Here is a 20,629-nt window from a genome sequence, read left to right on the forward strand (position 1 = left end):
CCATGTCGCAAACCGCGCTGAAACCGCTGGAGATTCCCGTGGTCGGTATGACCTGCGCCAGCTGCGTGGGCCGGGTCGAGAAGGCGATCGCTGCAACCCCCGGGGTCGCCAGCGCCAGCGTCAACCTGGCCGCCGAGCGGGCGCATGTCCAGCTGACGCCGGAAGGCGATCCCGCCGCGGTAGTCGAGGCGATCCGCCGGGCCGGATACGAGCCGCTGGACAGGACCGTGGAGCTCAAGATCGGCGGCATGACTTGCGCCTCCTGCGTCTCGCGGGTCGAGCGGGCGCTGAAGTCGGTTCCCGGGGTGCTGGAGGCCGAGGTCAATCTGGCCACTGAGCGGGCGCAGGTCCGGGCGCTGGCCGGGGCCGCCGAGGCGCCAGAGCTGGTCGCCGCGGTCGCCGCCGCCGGCTACAGCGCCGAACCGCTCGATGCCGCCGCGCCCGACCTGACCGACCGCGAGCAGGAGGCGCGCGAGGCCGAGATCGCCTCCCTGAGGCGCGCGGTGCTGGTGGCCACGGCCGGCGCCCTGCCCCTGTTCGTCATCGAGATGGGCCGCCACTTCATCCCGGGCGCCCACCACTGGCTGGCGGCGACTATCGGCGAGCAGCCCTGGCGGCTGGCCAGTTTCGTGCTGGCCGCGATCGTGCTGTTCGGCCCCGGCCTGCGGTTCTTCCGCAAGGGCGTGCCGAACCTGATCCGCCGCACGCCGGACATGAACTCTCTGGTGGTGCTCGGGACCACGGCGGCCTTTGCCTATTCGAGCGTTTCGACCTTCGCGCCGTGGCTGTTGCCGGCCGGCGCCGACCACGTCTATTACGAGGCCGCCGCGGTCATCGTGGCGCTGATCCTGCTCGGCCGGCTGTTCGAAGCCCAGGCCAAGGGCCGCACCAGCCAGGCCATCAAGCGGCTGATGACCTTGCAGGCCAAGACCGCGCGGGTTTTGCGCGACGGTCGGGAGCTTGAGCTGCCGATCGCCGAGGTCATGGTCGGCGACATGATCAGCGTGCGTCCGGGCGAGCGGGTCGCCGTCGACGGACAGGTTGTTGAGGGGGCCTCGTTCGTCGACGAGTCGATGATCACCGGCGAACCGGTTCCAGTCGAGAAGACCGCCGGCGCGGCTGTGGTCGGCGGCACGGTCAACACCTCCGGGGCTTTCAGCTTCCGGGCCAACAAGGTCGGCGCCGAGACCATGCTGGCCCAGATCGTCAGGATGGTGGAAGCCGCGCAGGGCTCGAAGCTGCCGATCCAGGCCAGCGTCGACAAGGTGACGGCCTGGTTCGTGCCGGCGGTGATCGCCGCCGCCTTGCTGACCTTCGCCGCCTGGATGCTGCTGGGACCGAGCCCAGCCCTCGCCTTCGCTCTGGTCAATGCGGTGGCGGTGCTGATCATCGCCTGTCCCTGCGCCATGGGCCTGGCGACCCCGACCTCGATCATGGTGGGGACGGGCAAGGCCGCCGAGCTGGGCGTGCTGTTCCGCAAGGGCGAGGCCCTGCAGGCGCTGCGCGACGTCAAGGTCGTAGCCTTCGACAAGACCGGCACCCTCACCATCGGCCGCCCGACCCTGACCGACTTCCAGGTCGCAGGCGGCTTTGCCGAGGACGACGTCCTGGCCCTGACAGCCGCCGTGGAGAGCCGCTCCGAGCACCCGATCGCGCAGGCGATCGTCGAGGCCGCCAACGCTCGCGCGCTGCCCCTGCACAAGCCCCAGGACTTCGAGTCCATCGCCGGCTACGGCGCCCAGGCCCGCGTCGAGGGCCGTCTGGTGCAGGTCGGCGCCGACCGCTTCATGCGCAAGCTGGGCCTGGACGTGGCGCCGTTCGCGGCGCAGGCCGAGCGGCTGGGCGCCGAGGCCAAGTCCCCGCTCTATGTCGCCATCGACGACCGACTGGCGGCCATCGTCGCGGTCGCCGACCCGATCAAGCCGACCACCGCCGAGGCGCTGAAGACGCTGCACGCCATGGGCCTGAAGGTGGCGATGATCACCGGCGACAACGCCCGCACGGCGCACGCGGTGGCAGCCCAGCTGGGCCTGGACGAAGTCGAGGCCGAGGTTCTGCCGGGCGGCAAGGTCGCGGCGATCAAGGCCCTGCGCGCGCGCTTCGGCCCCATCGCCTTCGTCGGCGACGGCGTCAACGACGCGCCCGCCCTGGCCGCCGCCGACGTCGGGCTTGCCATGGACGCGGGCGCCGACATCGCCATCGAGAGCGCCGACGTGGTGCTGATGCGCGGCGACCTGCGGACCGTGGCCACCGCGGTCGCGCTCAGCCGGGCGGTGATGGCCAATATCGGTCAAAACCTGATCTGGGCGTTCGGCTACAACGTGGTGCTGATCCCTGTCGCCGCAGGCGTGCTCTATCCGGCCTTCGGCGTCCTGCTCTCGCCCATGGTTGCGGCCGGCGCCATGGCGCTGTCCAGCGTCAGCGTCCTTACCAACGCCCTGCGGCTGAAGGCCTTCCGCCCGGCCTCTGAAGGAACCGCCCCATGAACATCGGACAGGCTTCCCGCGCCTCGGGCGTCACCACCAAGATGATCCGCTACTACGACGAGATCGGCCTGGTGCGTCCCTCGGCGCGCACCGACGCCAACTACCGCGAATACGACGAGCGCGAGATCAACGAGCTGCGCTTCATCCGCAGAGCCCGCTCGCTGGGCTTCTCGATGCCTGAGATCACGCAGTTGCTCTCGCTCTGGCGCGATCGGGAGCGGCCGAGCCGTGAGGTCAAGGCGATCGCCGACAAGCACCTGTCCGACCTCGACGCCCGCATCGCCGAGATGCAGGCCATGGCCGACACCCTGCGCGACCTCTCACGCTGCTGCGCCGGCGACGATCGGCCCGACTGCCCGATCCTCGCCGACCTGACCCAGGGAACTCTGCCTTCCGGCTCAAGGCGTCTAGGGTGAGCCGCTCGGAAATCTGAGCGCAAAGACAGGACCCATGGCCCAGACCTTCGACGCGATCAGCAGCCAGCATCGGCAGTTCATCGAGAAGCAGCACATGTTCTTCGTCGCCTCGGCGACGGCCGACTCGCGGATCAACCTTTCGCCCAAGGGGCTGGACGGGATGCGCGTGCTGAGCGAGCGGCAGGTCGCCTATCTCGACCTGACCGGCAGCGGGAACGAGACCTCCGCCCATCTGCGCGCGGATGGACGCCTGACCATCATGTTCTGCGCCTTCGAGGGCGCGCCGCTGATCCTGCGACTCTACGGGACCGGACGGGTGCTGCTGAAGGGCGGAGCCGAATACGCCGAGCTGCTGGCCCGCCATTTCGAGGGCAAGGAACCGCCCGGCGCCCGTCAGATCATCGTCCAGGAAGTGGACATGGTGCAGACCTCCTGCGGCTTCGGCGTGCCGCTCCACGCCTATGAGGGCGAGCGGCCGAGCCTGATTCAGTGGGCCGAGTTCAAGGGCGAGGACGGGCTGGACGCCTACCGCCGCGAAAAGAACGCCCGCAGCATCGACGGCCTGCCGAGCGGCATGTTCGAGGACTGATCCAAGAAGTTGGTGCGGGCGGTCGGGCTCGAACCGACACTCCTTTCGGAACTGGATTTTGAGTCCAGCGCGTCTACCAGTTTCACCACGCCCGCATGCGTGTGCCCGAAGGGGGCCATCGTTTATCAAGGCCGCCGGCCAATGGCCAGTGGGTCCTGAGGCAAACCCGAGCGGACAGCGACCGCCACGTTCGAACGCTGTTTCGAGGCCTGCAGGAGAGTTGCAGTTCAGGAAGCTGTCAGTCGATGACGGCGCCGAGCTTCCCCTAATCGATCGGCAGCCCAGTTCGGCGGTGCATTGCGCACTGGAGCCGCTCTGCGCCGCTAACCTCCATCAGGTCAATCGCCAGAAGCGATGCGAAAATCTGCCTCCCCTAGCGGGGTTCCAGTTTCGACATGTTCAGATTCGGACAAAACCACTCGAACTTCATCGATGGGAAAGTCTAGTTTGACAACCGGCAACGCACTGTCGCCAAGTTGCTAGACCTGGCCGCAAATCTTGCTTGGCATTTAGGGGATTATTCACCAAACCGACACGACGGTCGGCGCCTGCCCGAAGGCATGTTCAAGGGGACGAAACTTTGGCCCGGAATCATATTGCGCTCGGGGAAAGGATTGGCCGCAGCAGGCCGCTGCTCCTCGCCCTGATCCTGACCGGCTGCCTGCTCGCGGTAATATCCGCCGTGCGCTTCCAGGCCCCTGAACTACTTGGAAAGCAAAAGATACTGACCGATTTCGACGTCTTCTACCTCGCGGGCCGACTGGCGTTCGAGGGCCGAGTGTCGGAGGCCTATCACGCGACTTCGATGTTCGCCGCCCAAATGGAGATGACCGGCACCGTCAGCTTCATGCCCTGGACCTACCCGCCAGCTTTCACGCTGGCGATGCAGGGCCTCGCGGCGTTCCCAATCGGCACGGCATTCCTGTTGTTCGCATCGGCAAGCTTCGCCTTTTACCTCTGGGTGCTTCGACGTATCGCCGGTCCTTGGCTGCCGGGCGTGGCGATGGCCGTCGCCCCGGCGATTGTCCTAAACTTGCGCACGGGGCAGAACGGTTTCCTGATCGCGGGCCTGATCGGAGCTTTCCTGCTGGCGTTTCGCGACAATCGGCGCGTGGCCGGTCTTCCGCTCGGGCTGCTCATTATCAAGCCGCATCTCGCTGTGGGCGTTGGCCTGCTCGTCTTGCTGCGACGCCGATGGTCGGTGGTAGTCATTGCGGGGGCGGTCGCGCTAGCCCTGTTGGCGATCGCCACAGCGATCTACGGCCTTCGAGTCTGGGTCGATTTCTACGATGCTGTGCGCGAGGCCGGCGGCTACCTTGCAGCGGGGTATTATCCGCTTTTCCGCATGAACTCCGTTTATGCCGCCGCCCATAGCCTCGGCGTCGCTCCCGCCGCAGCCATGGCTCTCCAAGTGGTGAGCGCCGTCGCCTCGTTGGGAATCTTGGGCGTCGCCTGCGTCAAGGACGTGGCGTTCAACCGCCTTGCCGCCCTTGCATGCGCCGCGACAGTTTGCGTGAGCCCGTACGGCTACGACTATGACTTGACGGTGTTGGGAGTGGGGATCGCCTTCATTTTCCCCGAAATCGTTGAGCGCAGCGCAAGCCGACAGTTCGTGTCGTGGTTCGCATTGATGTGGCTGGCTTGCGGATATGGCTTGGCTTGGACAACTGCGACAAGCCGCGGCGGTTCAGGCGTCGCGCTTGATGCAAGCAATGGGGGAATTTCTCTCATCGCCCCGCTGCTTTGGCTGCTGTTCTGGCTAACCCTTCGCATCCTCACCCAACCTCAGGCGGTTGGGTTGGCGAGGGACGAGCGACGGGAGCAAGCGCATTCTTCACTCCAAGCGGCTGAAGACGCTGCGGCAGGATAACCCTCGGATGGCCCGCATTGCCGATACGTGCGCTGGCTGGCCGCGTTGTAGGCCTTGGCCTCTTCGCGATCAACGGCCGCCGTCGAGTTTGTCCGAGCCGTTAGGCCGCCGACAAGCAGACTTTGAAGGGTCTCTCTGGGACATCGCGGCTGACATTTGCAACACCAGTAATGACGAGACCGGCTGGGCCGCGACACTGGGGCTCCGCTTCCCTCTGACGCCGCATTTCGACGTCCTGGTCGAGGGCCAGCAGGTGCACAGCAAGCGCCCCTCACGGGCGCTCGTCGACGAAGCTCCCAAACAGACCCAGAGCGCCTTGCGCGTCCGTTTATAGATCCGCTGGCGGACCCGGGAAGTGCGTCAGGCCTTCCGCCCGAGTCGGTGGATGACCACTAGACCGAACAGGCTCAGCGCCGACAGGGCGAACCAAGTCAGGGCGTAGACGAGGTGGACGTTACGGAAGGCAATTGTGGTTAGTCCCCCTACGGGGTAGCCCCCAGTGTTGGGAGTGGCGTCAGCGTCGATGAAATATGGGGCGACGCCGGCCAGATGTCGCGCCCGGGCGATTGCCGCCACGTCGCGGGAGTACCATCGACCACCCTCGGGGTCGTTGGCCCTCAGAAAGCCGCCGCGCGGCTCGGTCATCCGCAGCAGGCCGATCACGGTCACCGGGCCGCCAGGGTAGTCGGGGCGCCGGGTCGCGGCGATGCGGCGCTCATCGGGCACAAAGCCGCGGTTGACGAGAATGACGCCGGAGGCTGTCTGAAGCGGGGTGATGACCCACCAGCCGGCGCCCCGTTCGGTGAGGGCCTGCACGAGCGTCTCGCGGTCGTGCAGCAGAACACCTTTGGCCAGGACGCGGAGATACTCGTGATTCTTCCGGCTCACCGCCACGCCGGGCGCAGGTGGTGGCGCGGGCGCGTCCCGGACGCGCGCGTTTACCCGTTCGATGAGGTCGAGTTTCCACGCCAGCCGGTCGAGCTGCCAGACGCCCAGCCCGGCGAACACCAGGGCCAAGACGATGCAGCTGGCCGTCAGCGCCGCGCGGGTCACGGCGGCGGGATCGGCCCCAGGGTCAGCGGCGCCATGTTGCCGTGGATGTGATACATGATCCACAGCGAGCCGCTGATCACGATAGCCACCATTACAAGGGTGAACAGCAGCGCCATAAGCGTCCATCCACCCTCGGCCCGCGTGGTGACGTGCAGGAAGAAGATCGTGTGGACGATGATCTGCGCGAAGGCGAGCGCGACGATGATCGCGGCAGCCACCGTCACGTTGGCCACGGCTCCGGTCATCACCAGCCAGAAGGGCACTGCCGTTAGCACGGTCGACAGCGCAAACCCGACTAGGTAGCTGCGGCGCGAGCCGTGCCCATGGGTGTCGCCATGGCTGCGCAGCGCGGGATCCACTAGGTGATCGTGCGTGCTCATCCCAGAACTCCGAGCAGATAGACGAAGGTGAAGACGCCGATCCAGACGACGTCGAGCAAGTGCCAGAACATCCCCAGGCACATCAGCCGCCGCTTGTTCTCCAAGATCAGGCCGCGTTGGCCGACCTGGACCAGCATGACAACCAACCAGATCAGGCCGAAGGTGACATGCAGGCCGTGCGTTCCGACCAGCGTGAAGAAGGCCGACAGGAACGCGCTGTGCTGAGGCGTGACGTCCTCGGCGATAAGGTGGCCGAACTCGTAGATCTCAACGCCTATGAACGCCGCGCCGAAGAGGCCTGTGATTACCAGCCAAATCTGGGTCACGCGGATGCGCCCAGCTTCCATGTCGATCATCGCCATCCCGAAGGTGATCGATGATACCAGTAGCAGCGCGGTGTTGAGGGCCACCAGCGGCAGCTGGAAGATCTCCTTCGGCCCCGGCCCTCCGGCGAAGCTGGCGCCGAGAACGCCGTAGGTCGCGAAAAGGGTCGCGAAGATGAGCGCATCGCTCATCAGATAGATCCAGAAGCCAAGCAACGTGCCGCCGCCCCCGCCGCCGTGATCGTGGTCGTCCTGCTCAGCCAGGTAGAAGGTAGGATCGCTCTCCGTTGACTCCAGCTGCGCCTCGGACATCAGACGCCCTCCCCAAGAAGCCGCGATCGCTCGCCCTCGGTGCGCGTCACCTCGTCAGCGGGGATGAAGTAGTCGCGGTTGTAGTTGAAGGTGTGCCCGATCGCGACGGCGAACAGGGCCACGACGCACAGCGCCGCGAGCCACCACATGTACCAGACCATGGCGAAGCCGAGCGCCAGAGCCAGCCCTGACAGGATCACGCCGGCGCCGGTGTTACGCGGCATGTGGATGGGCCTGAAGCCCTCCACGGGCCGGCGGTGCCCCCGGTCCTTCATGTCGTACCAGGCGTCCAACTCGTGGACCACGGGCGTGACGGCGAAGTTGTAAGCCGGCGGAGGCGAGGCGGTCGACCATTCCAGGGTTCGGCCCGCCCAGGGATCGCCGGTGGTGTCGAGAAGCTTATCGCGGTTCTTGATGCTCACAGCGATCTGGATCACGAAGGCCAGGATGCCGACTAGGATGATCAGGGCCCCGATGGCCGCGATGACGAACCAGATCTGCAGGCTCGGATCATCGAAGTGCCGCACCCGTCGCGTCGTGCCCATCAGGCCGACGACGTAGATCGGCGTCCAGGCGACCCAGTAGCCGATCACCCAGCCCCAGAAGGAAACCTTGCCCCAGAACGGGTCGAGGCGGAAACCGAAGGCCTTTGGGAACCAGTAGGACATACCCGCGAAGAGGCCAAACACCACTCCCCCGATGATCACGTTGTGGAAGTGGGCGACCAGGAACAGCGAGTTGTGAAGCACGAAATCGGCGGGTGGCACCGCCAGCAGCACTCCCGTCATGCCGCCGACCACGAAGGTCAGCATGAAGGCCACCACCCACATCATCGGCAGCTCGAAGCGAATGTTGCCGCGGTACATCGTGAACAGCCAGTTGAAGATCTTCGCCCCTGTCGGGATCGAGATCACCATGGTGGCGATGCCGAAGAAGGAGTTGACGCTCGCGCCCGATCCCATCGTGAAGAAGTGGTGCAGCCACACCAGGTAGGAGAGGATTGTAATGACCACGGTCGCGTAGACCATCGACGAGTAGCCGAACAGCCGCTTGCCCGAGAAGGTCGAGGTGATTTCCGAATAGATTCCGAACACCGGCAGGACCAGGACGTAGACCTCGGGGTGGCCCCAGACCCACACCAAATTCCAATACATCATCGGGTTGCCCCCGAGATCGTTGGTGAAGAAGTTCATGCCCATGTAGCGGTCGAGCATGAGCAGCGCGAAGGCGCCGGTCAGGACCGGGAAGATCGCGATCGCCAGGACGTTGCTGCACAGCGCGGTCCAGCAGAACACCGGCATCTTCATCATCGTCATGCCCGGCGCGCGCATCTTGATGATCGTCGTGACCATGTTGATGGACGACAGGGTCGTGCCTATCCCAGCGATCTGCAGCGCCCACAGGTAATAGTCTGGCCCGGTGTCGGGACTGTTCTGAAGGTTGGCCACAGGCACGTAGTTGAGCCAGCCGGCGCGGGAGAACTCCCCGACGAACAGCGAGATCATAACCAGCACCGCGCCGGCGACGGTTAGCCAGAAGCTCAGGTTGTTGAGGTAGGGAAAGGCGACATCGCGCGCCCCGATCTGTAGCGGCATGACGTAGTTGACCAGGCCAACAACCAGCGGAATGGCGACGAAGAAGATCATGATCGTGCCGTGGGCGGTGAAGATCTGATCGTAGTGGTGGGCGTTCAAGTAGCCCTCGCTGGCGCCGAACGCGATGGCCTGCTGGGCCCGCATCATCAGCGCGTCTGCGAAGCCGCGCAGCAGCATGATGATCCCAAGGATCATGTACATGATGCCGATCTTCTTGTGATCGACGCTGGTCAGCCATTCACGCCAGAGCCAGCCCCAGAGTCGGAACTTCGTCACCCCGCCGAGGATGCAGAGCCCGAGCAGCATCACGACGATGAAGGTGCCGAGCAAGATTGGCTCGTGGATGGGGAACGACTCCCAGGAGAGCCGTCCGAAGATAGTCTCGAAAATGTCCTGACCCATGGAAACTCCGGGGCTCAGCCGAGCCCGACGACGGGCGAGCCCGGCGCGGCTGGGAAGGTGTTTGAGGACAGGTCGCGGTTGTTTGGCGACGCTGGTTTGGCCCCGCCGGGGACGTTCTTGCTGGGCGGCTTGGTGACGTTCGTGCCGGGCTCGATTTCGTCCTTCAGAAGCGCCTCCCCGGGAAGGTCGCCGTGGTGGCCGCCGTGGCTCAAAGGCGGCGCGGCGAGGGCTTTGGTCGGACGATCGCCGTGCCGACCATGAGCCCCCGCAGAGCATGGCGTGCCTGGCGCAACGCAACGCAGGACGACCCGTTCAAACAGGTTCGGGGCGACGGAGTTGAAGCGCGCGACGGGCGCCTTCTCGCTTGGTTTTTCGAGCGCCATGTAGTCGGCGATTTCAAGGGACCGATCGCTGGCCTTGGCCTCGCCGACCCAGCGATCGAAGCCTGCAGCATCGACGCCGCGCAACTTGAAGCGCATGTCGGAAAAGCCCGCACCGCTGTAGTTGGCCGAAAAGCCCTCGTACTCTCCGGGGCGGTTTAGGACCGCATGCAGGGTGCTGCGCATCCCCGGCATCGCATAGACCATCCCCGCCATCGTCGGAGCGTAGAAGGTGTTCATCATGTTGCTCGATGTGATGTCGAAACGGACCTCGCGGTCGATGGGAAGCACCAGCTCGTTAATCGTCGCCACGCCCTGCTCGGGATAGATAAAGAGCCACTTCCAATCGAGGGACACCACCTGCACCCGCAGGGGCGCGCTTGCGGGGGCGGCCGGCTTTGCCGCCGAGATGCGATTGAGCGGCCTGAAGGGGTCGAGCAGATGGGTGCTGGACCAGGTCAGCGCGCCGAGCGCGATTATGATCAGCAGCGGCGCCGACCAGATCGCCAGCTCGAGCGACGTGGAATGGTGGAACTTCGGATCATAGGTCCCGTCCCCGCCCTTCCTGTATCGCCAGGCGAACACAACGATGAGGACCATCACCGGCACGATGATCAGAAGCATCAGCCCGGTGGATATGTAGATCAGGTCGCGCTGCTGAAGCGCGACGTCGCCCGCCGGGTTGAGGACAGCCCTTTCACATCCGGCCAGAAGAAGGGCCAGCGGAGCCAGCATCAGGTGAACGGGTTTCGCCGCGAGGACTGGTTTGTCGCGCATGAACCACCGCTAGGCTGTCAGTAGTTGGAGCTACGTTCCACACTTTGTCCAATCCCCCAGCTAGCGCAATAGAGGCTCACGGAGTTAGGTTCCTCGTACCGCGGTTCTCGATCGATGCGGATACCAGGGAACGCTGGAGGATGACGGCATGAGTGATCCGATCGCCGCGTCGACCTCGACGCCCATGGAGCGCGATGCGCAGCGCATCAGCGCGCAGGATCACGAGATCGCGCCCGGCGAGATCGCCATCGGCGTTATCATCGGGCGCACCAGCGAGTTCTTCGACTTCTTCGTCTACGCGATCGCCTCGGTTCTTGTCTTCCCAGCGCTCGTCTTCCCCTTCGCCGATCCGGTGACGGGCACGCTCTATTCGTTCGCCATCTTCGCGCTCGGGTTCCTCGGACGACCGTTCGGCACGCTGCTGTTCATGGCGATCGACCGCCGGCACGGGCGAGGCGTCAAGCTGACGATCGCGCTGTTCTTGCTTGCCGGCTGCACCATGGCCATCGCCCTGTTGCCGAGCCATGCGCAGGTCGGCGGCCTGTCGGCGATGTTGCTGTCCGGCTTCCGCTTCGGCCAGGGCGTGGCGCTGGGCGGAGCCTGGGACGGTCTGCCGTCGCTGCTGTCCCTCAACGCGCCGAAGAGTCGCCGCGGCTGGTACGCGATGATCCCGCAGCTCGGCGCCCCCCTCGGCCTGATCGTCGCAGTGGGGCTGTTCGCCTACTTCCTCGCTATCCTGTCGCCCGAGGATTTCCTCGCCTGGGGCTGGCGCTATCCCTTCTTCGTGGCGCTCGCCATCAACGTCGTGGCCCTGTTTGCCCGGCTACGCCTCGTCGCGACGCCGGAGTTCGTGCGCCTGTTCGAGACCCGCGAGCTTCAACCCTCGCCGGCCTTCTCGACCCTGTTCAGCCAGTGGCGCACCATCGCCCTTGGCGCACTAGCTCCTCTGGCGAGCTTCGCGCTGTTCCATCTTGTCACCGTGTTCCCGCTGTCGTGGGTCACGCTCACGGCCCAGGAGCAACCTATCCGCTTCCTGGCGATCGAGGTTGCGGGCGCCGTGGTCTGTGTTCTGGCCATCATGGCGTCGGGCCTGATCGCCGACCGGGTCGGCCGCCGCGCGGTGCTCGGGGTTTCGGCCGTGCTGATCGGCGCCTACAGCGGCTTCGCCCCGCAGCTTCTCAACGCCGGCGCCCTAGGAGAGACAATCTATATGATGGCGGGCTTCACGCTTCTGGGCCTGGCCTTCGGTCAGTCCTCCGGCGTCGTGAACAGCAATTTCCCGTCGGAGCACCGCTATACCGGGGCGGCGATCGTAGCCAACTCGGCCTGGATCATCGGAGCGGGCTTCGCGCCCCTGGTCGCCCTGTTCCTGGCGGACCGTTTCGGTCTCTGGTCCGTCGGCGCCTACCTGCTGTCGGGCGCGGCCTGCACCCTGGCGGCGCTCGCGATCAGCCGGACCTTGGGCGATGAGAACCGAAGCCGCGCGGCCGTAGTCTTGGAATAATGGGACATTCTTTGAAGCTGCCATGTGGGTCTTCAGCTGTGGCGCGAAAAACGCCAGGCTGAGCAGGCCGTGCACATAGAGCGTGATGCCTGTAGCGCGGCCCAATCTGGGGATGCGCGCCCGCTGTCGGATACCGCACCCGGCATGCGGCGAGCTTCCTTGCAGTGCGCGATCTTGGCGGCTTCGTTGGGAGCCGGGGCGTGATCGAGATCCTCCGGCCTTGGCTTCCCAACGCCTCGCCATCCCGAGCGGGGCTGGAGGGACTTGTCGGGGCAAGAAGGGACCGAAACAAGGTCATTCCATGGTCCCGCTCTTGTACCCTAGCGGCCGTGCGGACTGCCGTGAGACTGGACCGTCAGATCACACCCAGCGCCCGCATGGCCTCGGCCACTCGCACGAAGCCCGCGATGTTGGCGCCCAGCACATAATCCCCCGGCGCGCCATACTCTGCGGCGGTCTCGGCGCAGCTATCGTGGATGTTGTGCATGATCCCAGCCAGGCGCGCTTCGGTCTGCTCGAAGGTCCAACTATCGCGCGAGGCGTTCTGCTGCATCTCAAGCGCCGATGTAGCCACGCCGCCGGCGTTGGCGGCCTTGCCGGGCGCAAACAGGACGCCCGCCTCCTGGAAGATCCGCACGGCCTCCGGGGTGGAGGGCATGTTCGCGCCCTCGCCCACCGCCAGCACGCCGTTCCTCACGAGCGCGCGCGCGTCCTTGCCGGTGAGTTCGTTCTGAGTCGCAGAGGGCATAGCGACATCGCAAGGCACGTCCCAGATCGACCCGTTCTCGACAAAGTTCGCGCCGGCCCCCTTCAGCCGTGCATACTCGTCGATCCGGCCGCGGCGCACTTCCTTGATCTCCTTGACCAATTCGAGATCGATGCCGCTCTCATCGACGACATAGCCATTGGAGTCGGAGCAGGCGACGATCTTGCCGCCGAAGGCGAGGATCTTCTCCATGGTGTAGATCGCAACATTGCCGGAGCCTGACACGACGGCGCGCGTCCCCGCGAGCGAGCGCCCCCTCGTGGCGAACATCCGCTCCACGAAGTAAACCGCGCCATAGCCCGTGGCCTCCGTGCGTGCCCGCGAGCCGCCGTAGACCAGGCCCTTGCCCGTCAGCACGCCCGCCTCGTAGCGGTTGGTCAGGCGCTTATACTGGCCGAACATGAAGCCGATCTCGCGGCCGCCCACGCCGATGTCGCCGGCCGGCACGTCGGTGTACTCGCCCAGATGGCGGTACAGCTCTGTCATGAAGGACTGGCAAAACCGCATGATCTCGCCGTCCGACCGCCCGCGTGGGTTGAAGTCGGAGCCGCCCTTGCCGCCGCCGATCGGCAGGCCGGTCAGCGCATTCTTGAAGGTCTGCTCGAAGCCGAGAAACTTGACGATGCCGACGTTAACCGACGGGTGGAAACGGATCCCGCCTTTGTAGGGGCCCAAGGCCGAGTTGAACTGCACGCGAAAGCCGCGGTTGATATGCACCTGCCCTTTGTCATCGACCCAGGGAATGCGGAAGATGATCTGGCGTTCGGGCTCGCAGATCCGCTCGATCAGCGCGTCGTTCGCATAGTCGGGGTGCTTGGCGATCACCCGCCCGAGGCTCTCCAGAACCTCGCGCACCGCCTGATGGAACTCGGGCTCCCCGGCATTGCGGCGCAGGACTTCAGCGAGGATGGGCTCAAGCTTCTCGTCGATCTGGCTCATGGATCCGATTCATCAGGGGGAGGAACGCTGGAGAGGACCTATCCCCCGGCGCCCGGCGGCGCAATCGCCGACACTCGATTGCGTGGGCATCTGGGTGGGACGCCAGACGAAGCGCTCAGAGACTGCGGCCACATTGATGGACTTGAGCCAACCCCGGCTCTGAGACTTGAAGCGCAACCGGTGCCTTGCGCATGCCGCGGCCCAACGCGCCGCCCAACGACACCTAGCGATATCGCGCCAGCAAGGCCGACTACGGCGCCTGCAATTTGAAGAGCCACTGCTCGTCAAAGCGCGGGCGGTGGTGATCTGGGAAAGTACTGCCATTGGCGCTAGCTCCACCGAGAGTGGGGCCACGTCAGAGGGGGCGCGCATGCGAACTGCTGTCATATTCATCGGTTAAGCTCGCGGCCGGCGCCGTTGACTTAGATGAAGCTTTCTCGGATCGCCTGGTGCCCGAAATAGGTCCGACGGAGCAAAGGCGGCCTTTGTGGCGGCCATCGGCGACACCACGGCGGGCAACACGGCTGGAATGGGCGGCTACTTCGTTGAGGTGCTGGCTGATGGCACGGTGATGCCAGCCGTGAAGGCGGACGGCATCAACTCGCCAAGTCAGGAAGCGCTCAGGATCGACCGCACCTACTGTGATCGCAAAATCGTGGTGGGTCCTTACGAGGCGATGCGCACGCTGCACGACATGCAAACCGGACGGTAGCGCCCTCAGAGCAGGCGTCTCCAACGAGGCCGGCACAAGGTCCGGTCAGGGCGCCCAGTCTGAACGGCTCCCCGTTGGCAAGGTTGATCTCAGAGTTCTGTCAGCGTTGGTCGGTGCGGCCATGTCTTCGACCTGTTGGTGCGGCGCATGGACTGCTGACCATGATGCCTTCCGCGAAGTCGATCATATCCAGTACGGGGCAGAAGCGAGCTCTCGAAGGGGCCTATGCCCCTCTCTGAACTATCTGACCACCGCTTCATTTAGATCTTTCAGCTTTGTTTCACAGGCCTCCTTTGTGAGGCCCTGGAGCACGCCAACTCGCTCGCTCAGCCAAGCGAGTTCATTGTCGCTGATCTTGTAGTGGGGCGAGTATCGCGCCTCGACATAGGCGCGGCGTAGAAGTTCAAAGCAGCGCTGTTCGAAACGCGTTTCCCGCGGCCATGCCGCAGCCAAGGATGGCTCAAGGCGCTCCGCCTGCGACCGCAGGAAGTTCAGCCGATGGGACTTCGGGCTGTAGAGCGTGAGCACCAGCAAGAGACAGTGGTAGAGGCGCTCGGTGGCTTGATGGAGCTCGAATGCAGCCTTCTTTGACCAACCACGCTGCACGTGGTCGCGGCCGGTCTGGAGATACTGGTCGGCGCTCTCGAACCACGCTCCGAACAGCGCCTCGGCCTCTGCTAGTGCCGCCTCGGCGCTCAGCTGCTCCGGTCTCTCGAATTCATGCCCGGGTGCCTCGTAAAGCGCGACGCTGTCCTTGAGGATGTCGACGAAGAAGTAGCGGCCAAGCCGCAGCTTCTCATTCACGTCGGCGAAGCTGTGAACGATGAAGTTCACCGGCGCGGAGATGCGCTTGGTGATCGTCACCTCCTGCAGAAGGCGCTCGTCGGCCTTGGCCCAGTACTCGACGACGTCGGTCAGATCCTCGTGATCGACCACGACCAGCAGATCGTAGTCGGAGTAGTAGCCGCCGACCGGATCGGCGACCCAGTCGCCGCGTGCGAACGAGCCGAACAGGATGACCTTGAGGATCTGGCCATTGCGGCGGTGCGCGTGACTGCGATGCGCCTTGGCTGCATCGAACTCCTCAAAGAGGATGCGAACGATGCGTTCGAGCTCGCGCTGCTTGTTGGCCGGCAGATGGTCAAGGTCGGTGCGCATCAGAACCTTTATGTGGCTTGAGCTTGAGCGGCTGGCAAGCCGCCAAGGTTGTGGGCACTGACTGGGCGCTAGTGATCGAAAAGGCCCTTGAACTCCGGATCGGCGAAGTGACGGACCTTCCGCTCTTCCAGGGCGTAGCCGCCACGGCCGATCAGACCGCATCCGCAAGATCTCGTCTGCGGTCATCCGGAGGCTGACGCTTAGCGCTCGCCTGTACTCTCGCCTCGCGCCGCGAACGGCCGGTTGAAGGCTTGTGGTCTGCCGGTTCCGATGCTGGAGTAGTGATCGGTCATGGCGCCCAGCGCCCGCGAAACCCACGCCCAGGCCAAGTCGAATAGGGGTGCCCTATCGCCTCACCGTGGTCGTGCCGCGCCAATCCGGCCGGCAACGCCGCCGCCAATCGCAGGCCGAGCGTTGCACGGGCCAGTGCGGTCAAGGATCGCCTTTTCGATCACCGCCTTCGGCTCGGCGACGGTCGGCCAGGATCCTGATCCGCCGAGTTCAAACGCGAACGCGCGCCGCGTCACGGTGAGCTCTGCGGTTAACAAGCCGCCGTCCACCGCCTCGGGCCGACAGACCAGGCGTCGGCTAGTCGAGATTGAGCCGATAGCCGCGGCCAGGTTCGGAGATCAGATAGCGCGGACTGGAAGGATTGGGCTCGATCTTTCGCCGCGCCTGCCAGGTCAGCACGCGCAGGTGCATGACGTCGGTCTCCGCGCCCCGCCCCCAGATCGACTCGATGATGTCGTCGTGGTTTACGACCGACCCATCAGCGTCGGCCAGCAATTGAAGCAATTGCGCCTCCTTGCCCGAGAGCCGGATGACCTCGCCATCGACGATCGCCTGGCGCCGCTTGAAGTCGATCTCCAGCCGGCCTGAGCTGTTCGCCGCCGCGGCCCGCTCCTCACCCGTGCGCAGGGCGACCCGAATCCGTGCCAGCAGCTCGCCCATGTCGAACGGCTTGGCGACGTAGTCGTTGGCGCCGCGGTCGAGCGCGGTGATCTTCTCCTTCTCCGAGCTGCGGGCCGACACCACGATGATCGGCGTCTTCGAGAAGGAACGGGTGGTGACGATGATGTCCTGGCCATCGATGTCGGGAAGGCCAAGATCGAGCAGCATGACGTCGAAGGACTGCGTCTTCAGCGCTGCAAGGGCTTCCTGGCCCGTGCGCGCGGCGATCACAGCATACCCCGCGTAGACGAGCGAGGAGCGCAGCATGCGGACCAGCTGCTCTTCGTCTTCGACGACCAGGATGCTTGCGTCCGAGCTCATGCGGCCTCCGCCAGCGGGAGGGCGATCGAGACCACCAGGCCGGTTTCGCCGTCGTCCCGATTGTGGGCCTCGACGACGCCGCCCTGCAGTTCGACAAGGCTTCGGGTGATGTAGAGCCCCAGGCCCAGACCCGGCGCGATGGCCCCGCGACTGCGGAAGAAGCGCTCGAAGATTCGCGTCTCGTTCGGCGGGGTCACGCCACAGCCCTGGTCGGTGATGTCGAACACCAGTTTGTCTTCGACACGTCGCGTCCGCACATCCACAACCGACCCCTCCGAACTGAATTTTATCGCATTTTCCAACACGTTGCCGAACACCTGCTGCAACAGAGCGGAGTCGGCGCGCACAAGTCCAGAGTCCACTTTCACATGCAGGAAACGACGCGCGCCGCCAGCCTCGCCAAACGACTCCCAGACGTCGTAGAGCAGCGGTTCGACCGCGATCTCTTCGAGCCTCATCTCGATCGCCCCCGACTCCAGCCGCGCCACGCTGAGGAAGTTTTCCACGTAGCGATGCAGCCGATTGGCCTGCTCCTTGATGATCAGAAGCAGGTCGCGCCGGGCGGCCCGATCGTGCGGCTCAGGAAGGCTCAACACGCTGGTGACCGAGCCGATGATGCCGGCCAGAGGCGTGCGGAAGTGATGCGACACGGCATCCAGAAGAATGGTCCGCAGCTGCTCAGTCCGCGCGATGAATTCCATCTCGGCCTTCTCGACCCCCAGCCGAGTGCGAGCGACCGCTGAGGCGCCGAGATCGACGATGGAGGCCATCAGTTCGTCGCGGCCAAGGCTCTCCAGTCCTGTGGAAGGTATGGCCCAGAAGACCGCGCCGAAGTCGCGGCCGTCACTGGACAGCCGGCGCGAACGCCAGCGCCCGACATCGGGGCGTTCGACCTCGTGCAGGACCGCGCCGGACTCGTCCACCAGCCGCAGTGAAGCCTGCGGCGAGAGGCTGACCACGGCTTCGAACAGGATGTTCCAGACGGCGGGCTCGTCCCGCGCAGCCCAGAATTCCCGGCTGGCGCGGGTCATGGTCTTCAGGGCCCGACGCTCGCGCGCGACCTGGTCCGAGAAGCGCCCGACGCCCCAGCCGAGCGCCACCAGCAGGCCCATGTCGAGCAGCGCCATCGCCCAGTAGGCGTTGGCGGCGCCGGCGTCGGACGACAGCACATGCAGGGAGATGGCCGCGACCATGCCCGAGAGCGCCCCGAACCTCGCCCCGTGGAGCGCAGCCAGTCCGACCACCGCCGCCGCCAGAACCAGGGCTGGCGAGCCGCCGCGGACGGAGGGCTGCATCATCAGCAGCGCGACCAGGCCCGCGCAGACCCCCAGGCCGGTTCCGGCCAGGCGCAGCAGATCGTGCTTGAGGCTGCGCGCACTTTCGGACGCCTCGAGCTTGACCATGGCGAGCCCCGAGAGACCCGATGCCGGCAAGTCCTCGCCAGCGCCGCTCAGCAGGGATGGTCGTCGCCGGGAAATGTCGGACAGCACCCCTGCGACGCAGGAGCTGGCGATCAGCACCGCAAGCAGGATGACGTCGACAGGCGTCTGCACCTGGCTGGAGATCGCCGCCGAACCGATCAGCGAATTGAAGGCCAGGGCCCCCAACATCGCCGACAGAAGCCCTGCCCCGACCCCGTAGATCGTCGAGACGAGCAAGACGGCGCCGAGCAGCACTCCAGCGACCTGTACGAAGCCGAGGTCATGGAACATCCAGGCGGCCAAGGCGGCGGCCGCGCCGGTCGTCAGCAACGCGAACAGGATGGGCCGGATCAGCCGATCGCCGATCTGCTGATTGAGGCTGGGCCGGCGCGGTTCGGGTCGCATGGACATTTCAGCCCGCTCCCCGAATGGACGGGCGGCGCGCGCCGGATCGATGGCTAGGCCGCGACATTGGGCAGAAACCCTTCGACGCTCAGCGCTGTGGCCGCCGCGCCGAGCGCAATGGCCACGCCATAGGGAATGCCGCCACGGCCCGCGGCCTCGGCCCGTCCCTGGGCGGTCAGCCCGCGCATGACCCGGCGCGGGCGCAAGATCAGGAAGCCGAGGGCGATGAGCCCGCCGGCGAGGGCGGTCAGCGTGGCCAGTTGCAGCAGATGGCCCAGACCGAAGAACAGGGACGCCGCGCCCATCAGCTTGGCGTCGCCGGCGCCCACCCATTCGAAGTGGTAGAGCCCGTAGGCGACGCCGAGGGCCAGGGCGCCCGCCGCCAGGCCGCTGGGCCACGGCGCGACGGGCACGCCCGCCACCCAGGCGACCGCGCACGTCCCGATCAGGCCGATCACCGCCCAGTTGGGGATTCGCCGGCTGAAGATGTCGGTCAGCGCCGCCACTGCGAGCAGCGCGGCGAACAGGATGACGACCGCCCAGTGCGCAACCATGGTCATTGCGGCGCCTTGTCTCCGGCGGCGGAGGGCTTCAGCGCCTTGACCAGCTGCAGGTTCTCCATCGCGCGGCCGGAAGTGTCGCCCCGGGCGTCGATGGACTGCTTCAGCAGCCGTTCGGCCGCCGGCAGATCGCTCCGCATCAGGGCCACGAAACCGGCGTTGTTGTAGACCTCGGCCTTCTGCTGCCGGGAGACGACGGTCGTCGCCTTGTCGTAGTCACCCTGCATGGCCAGCAGCAGCCGCAGGTTGGCGCGGGCCGCCGAGAGCTGGGGATCTTTGTCCAGGGCGGCGACGATATCGAGCGAGGCCTCGGCGTAGCGCCCCTGAAGCATGCGCGAATAGCCGCGATTGTTCAGAACGACGGCGGCGCCGCCGCTGCCCTCGATGGCTTTGGCGTAGGCGTTGTCGGACTCGGCCCAGGCGCGCCGCCGATCGTTCTCCACGCCCAGCGCGTTCCAGGCGCGCCATTGGCTCGGATCGGCCGCGACCGCGGCCTGCAGCGCGACCAGCGCCTCGCTGGAGCGGCCGAGATTGGCGAGCGCCACCCCCTTGCCTTGCAGCGCGCCGGCCTTCAGCGCCGGTGACGCTTCGGCGTCGGTAAAGGCGCGCACGGCGTCCTCATATCGCCCGCGTGTCAGCTGCAGCTCGCCCGCACGGAAGGTGAGACGCGGGTCGCTGACCCCGGCCGCGAGGGCCTGGTCCAACAGCCGTCCCGCATCCAGGCTGCGGCCTTCGGCCAGGGCGCGGTCGATGGCCGCCACGGCGTAGTCGGCCCGGGCGGCGTCAGCCGCAGGCTTCTTGTTCCAGAGATCGAGGGCGTGCGCGGGCGTAGCCATCGGCAGCGCCGACAGGGACAGGGCCACGAGCGCCCAGCGTAGCGAACCTGCTGCCTTGGAAGACGAAATCACGAGACATGCTCCTTGGAATAAGGCGTCAGCCGTTGCGGCGCATCCTTGCCCAGCACCAGCTCCAGACCGCTGCAGCGAGCGGCGCAGTCGGCCATGACGACCTTGAACGGCAGGGTGCGCGCCAGGGCCTCGGCCAAGGCGCGGTGTTCCTGGGGATACCGGATCTCGGTCGGCGTCTGGACGCCGGCGACCGGCGTCCCCGAGGCCAGACTCCATCCGGCGGAAGCCAGATAGGTCCGCACTGAGGTCTGGCTGGCGCCGCCGCCGGTCGCATCGACGATCTGCAGAGGACGGCCGGCGTGCATGGCTTCGAGCCGCACGGGCGCGGCCGCCGCCAGGACGATGGCGCCCGACGTGTTACGCGCCRGCGCCTGCAGGGGCGGAGGGGCCGCGGCCAGGGC

18 protein-coding genes and 1 tRNA gene are annotated in these 20,629 nt (G+C 65.9%); 6 read left to right on the forward strand and 13 right to left on the reverse strand.

Going from position 1 to position 20,629, the window contains the following annotated elements:
• Window positions 1-2: 2 nt before the first annotated feature.
• The 3 genes from AC1DQJ_RS12690 to AC1DQJ_RS12700 are packed head-to-tail and all read left to right on the forward strand — an operon-like array spanning window position 3 to window position 3,491.
• Window positions 3-2,486, forward strand: a complete 2,484-nt coding sequence (locus AC1DQJ_RS12690) for a heavy metal translocating P-type ATPase (protein ID WP_477603783.1) — start codon at window positions 3-5, stop codon at window positions 2,484-2,486.
• The gene (cueR, locus tag AC1DQJ_RS12695; RefSeq protein WP_477603785.1) at window positions 2,483-2,902 is read left to right on the forward strand and encodes a Cu(I)-responsive transcriptional regulator; all 420 of its coding nucleotides are present in this window, start codon (window positions 2,483-2,485) and stop codon (window positions 2,900-2,902) included. Before AC1DQJ_RS12690 ends, cueR begins: the two co-directional genes overlap by 4 nt.
• 34 nt (window positions 2,903-2,936) lie before the next feature.
• Window positions 2,937-3,491, forward strand: coding sequence for a pyridoxamine 5'-phosphate oxidase family protein (locus AC1DQJ_RS12700; RefSeq protein WP_477603787.1), 555 nt, complete (start codon window positions 2,937-2,939; stop codon window positions 3,489-3,491).
• A 10-nt stretch (window positions 3,492-3,501) separates the two neighbouring features.
• On the opposite strand, the gene AC1DQJ_RS12705 is transcribed toward AC1DQJ_RS12700, so the two are convergent.
• Window positions 3,502-3,586, reverse strand: a tRNA-Leu gene (locus tag AC1DQJ_RS12705).
• 485 nt (window positions 3,587-4,071) lie between these two features.
• Between AC1DQJ_RS12705 and AC1DQJ_RS12710 the strand changes: the two genes are divergently transcribed.
• On the forward strand, window positions 4,072-5,361 hold the full coding sequence (locus AC1DQJ_RS12710; RefSeq protein WP_477603789.1) for a glycosyltransferase family 87 protein: 1,290 nt from the start codon (window positions 4,072-4,074) through the stop codon (window positions 5,359-5,361).
• 360 nt (window positions 5,362-5,721) lie between these two features.
• On the opposite strand, the gene AC1DQJ_RS12715 is transcribed toward AC1DQJ_RS12710, so the two are convergent.
• Genes AC1DQJ_RS12715 through cyoA form a run of 5 tightly spaced genes read right to left on the reverse strand, consistent with a single transcriptional unit; the run spans window position 5,722 to window position 10,583 of the window.
• Window positions 5,722-6,414 carry an SURF1 family protein gene (locus AC1DQJ_RS12715; protein WP_477603791.1) on the reverse strand — a complete coding sequence of 231 codons (693 nt, stop codon included), beginning with the start codon at window positions 6,412-6,414 and terminating at the stop codon, window positions 5,722-5,724.
• Complete coding sequence (gene cyoD / locus AC1DQJ_RS12720; protein WP_477603793.1) at window positions 6,411-6,794, reverse strand: cytochrome o ubiquinol oxidase subunit IV; 384 nt, start codon at window positions 6,792-6,794, stop codon at window positions 6,411-6,413. Before cyoD ends, AC1DQJ_RS12715 begins: the two co-directional genes overlap by 4 nt.
• Entirely contained in the window at window positions 6,791-7,432 is a 642-nt protein-coding gene (gene cyoC, locus AC1DQJ_RS12725; RefSeq protein WP_477603822.1) for a cytochrome o ubiquinol oxidase subunit III, read from the reverse strand. Before cyoC ends, cyoD begins: the two co-directional genes overlap by 4 nt.
• Window positions 7,429-9,426 carry a cytochrome o ubiquinol oxidase subunit I gene (gene cyoB / locus AC1DQJ_RS12730; protein WP_477603795.1) on the reverse strand — a complete coding sequence of 666 codons (1,998 nt, stop codon included), beginning with the start codon at window positions 9,424-9,426 and terminating at the stop codon, window positions 7,429-7,431. Before cyoB ends, cyoC begins: the two co-directional genes overlap by 4 nt.
• 14 nt (window positions 9,427-9,440) lie before the next feature.
• Window positions 9,441-10,583 (reverse strand): ubiquinol oxidase subunit II, encoded by a 1,143-nt coding sequence (gene cyoA / locus AC1DQJ_RS12735; protein WP_477603797.1) that lies wholly within the window; start codon window positions 10,581-10,583, stop codon window positions 9,441-9,443.
• Window positions 10,584-10,731: 148 nt separating this feature from the next.
• Here cyoA and AC1DQJ_RS12740 point away from each other — a divergent pair, with 148 nt between their 5' ends.
• Window positions 10,732-12,087 (forward strand): MFS transporter, encoded by a 1,356-nt coding sequence (locus tag AC1DQJ_RS12740; protein WP_477603799.1) that lies wholly within the window; start codon window positions 10,732-10,734, stop codon window positions 12,085-12,087.
• 355 nt (window positions 12,088-12,442) lie between these two features.
• Here AC1DQJ_RS12740 and gdhA read toward each other — a convergent pair whose 3' ends face one another.
• Complete coding sequence (gene gdhA / locus AC1DQJ_RS12745; protein ID WP_477603801.1) at window positions 12,443-13,792, reverse strand: NADP-specific glutamate dehydrogenase; 1,350 nt, start codon at window positions 13,790-13,792, stop codon at window positions 12,443-12,445.
• A 487-nt stretch (window positions 13,793-14,279) separates the two neighbouring features.
• Between gdhA and AC1DQJ_RS12750 the strand changes: the two genes are divergently transcribed.
• Window positions 14,280-14,504, forward strand: coding sequence for a hypothetical protein (locus AC1DQJ_RS12750; protein ID WP_477603803.1), 225 nt, complete (start codon window positions 14,280-14,282; stop codon window positions 14,502-14,504).
• 240 nt (window positions 14,505-14,744) lie between these two features.
• On the opposite strand, the gene AC1DQJ_RS12755 is transcribed toward AC1DQJ_RS12750, so the two are convergent.
• The 6 genes from AC1DQJ_RS12755 to AC1DQJ_RS12780 all read right to left on the reverse strand — a co-directional run.
• Complete coding sequence (locus AC1DQJ_RS12755) at window positions 14,745-15,662, reverse strand: HEPN domain-containing protein (protein ID WP_477603805.1); 918 nt, start codon at window positions 15,660-15,662, stop codon at window positions 14,745-14,747.
• A gap of 588 nt (window positions 15,663-16,250) precedes the next feature.
• On the reverse strand, window positions 16,251-16,934 hold the full coding sequence (locus tag AC1DQJ_RS12760) for a response regulator transcription factor (RefSeq protein WP_477603807.1): 684 nt from the start codon (window positions 16,932-16,934) through the stop codon (window positions 16,251-16,253).
• Complete coding sequence (locus tag AC1DQJ_RS12765) at window positions 16,931-18,766, reverse strand: sensor histidine kinase (protein WP_477603808.1); 1,836 nt, start codon at window positions 18,764-18,766, stop codon at window positions 16,931-16,933. Before AC1DQJ_RS12765 ends, AC1DQJ_RS12760 begins: the two co-directional genes overlap by 4 nt.
• Window positions 18,767-18,813: 47 nt before the next feature.
• Window positions 18,814-19,320 (reverse strand): A24 family peptidase, encoded by a 507-nt coding sequence (locus tag AC1DQJ_RS12770; RefSeq protein ID WP_477603810.1) that lies wholly within the window; start codon window positions 19,318-19,320, stop codon window positions 18,814-18,816.
• On the reverse strand, window positions 19,317-20,156 hold the full coding sequence (locus AC1DQJ_RS12775; RefSeq protein WP_477603811.1) for a tetratricopeptide repeat protein: 840 nt from the start codon (window positions 20,154-20,156) through the stop codon (window positions 19,317-19,319). The genes AC1DQJ_RS12770 and AC1DQJ_RS12775 overlap by 4 nt, the downstream gene beginning before the upstream one ends.
• A 68-nt stretch (window positions 20,157-20,224) precedes the next feature.
• Window positions 20,225-20,629, reverse strand: a 405-nt coding sequence (locus AC1DQJ_RS12780; RefSeq protein ID WP_477603813.1) for a LytR C-terminal domain-containing protein, incomplete at its 5' end; no start/stop codon positions are given.

The sequence above is a fragment of the Phenylobacterium sp. P4_E10 genome (genome assembly GCF_056401675.1).

What these genes read in the sequence shown, in the direction of transcription:
- AC1DQJ_RS12770 (WP_477603810.1), bottom strand. Translation starts at nt 19,320, where the DNA reads ATGACCATGGTTGCGCACTGGGCGGTCGTCATCCTGTTCGCCGCGCTG.
- AC1DQJ_RS12765 (WP_477603808.1), bottom strand. Translation starts at nt 18,766, where the DNA reads ATGTCCATGCGACCCGAACCGCGCCGGCCCAGCCTCAATCAGCAGATC.
- AC1DQJ_RS12760 (WP_477603807.1), bottom strand. Translation starts at nt 16,934, where the DNA reads ATGAGCTCGGACGCAAGCATCCTGGTCGTCGAAGACGAAGAGCAGCTG.
- AC1DQJ_RS12700 (WP_477603787.1), top strand. Translation starts at nt 2,937, where the DNA reads ATGGCCCAGACCTTCGACGCGATCAGCAGCCAGCATCGGCAGTTCATC.
- cyoA (WP_477603797.1), bottom strand. Translation starts at nt 10,583, where the DNA reads ATGCGCGACAAACCAGTCCTCGCGGCGAAACCCGTTCACCTGATGCTG.
- cyoD (WP_477603793.1), bottom strand. Translation starts at nt 6,794, where the DNA reads ATGAGCACGCACGATCACCTAGTGGATCCCGCGCTGCGCAGCCATGGC.
- AC1DQJ_RS12740 (WP_477603799.1), top strand. Translation starts at nt 10,732, where the DNA reads ATGAGTGATCCGATCGCCGCGTCGACCTCGACGCCCATGGAGCGCGAT.
- cueR (WP_477603785.1), top strand. Translation starts at nt 2,483, where the DNA reads ATGAACATCGGACAGGCTTCCCGCGCCTCGGGCGTCACCACCAAGATG.
- AC1DQJ_RS12755 (WP_477603805.1), bottom strand. Translation starts at nt 15,662, where the DNA reads ATGCGCACCGACCTTGACCATCTGCCGGCCAACAAGCAGCGCGAGCTC.
- AC1DQJ_RS12775 (WP_477603811.1), bottom strand. Translation starts at nt 20,156, where the DNA reads ATGGCTACGCCCGCGCACGCCCTCGATCTCTGGAACAAGAAGCCTGCG.
- gdhA (WP_477603801.1), bottom strand. Translation starts at nt 13,792, where the DNA reads ATGAGCCAGATCGACGAGAAGCTTGAGCCCATCCTCGCTGAAGTCCTG.
- cyoB (WP_477603795.1), bottom strand. Translation starts at nt 9,426, where the DNA reads ATGGGTCAGGACATTTTCGAGACTATCTTCGGACGGCTCTCCTGGGAG.
- AC1DQJ_RS12690 (WP_477603783.1), top strand. Translation starts at nt 3, where the DNA reads ATGTCGCAAACCGCGCTGAAACCGCTGGAGATTCCCGTGGTCGGTATG.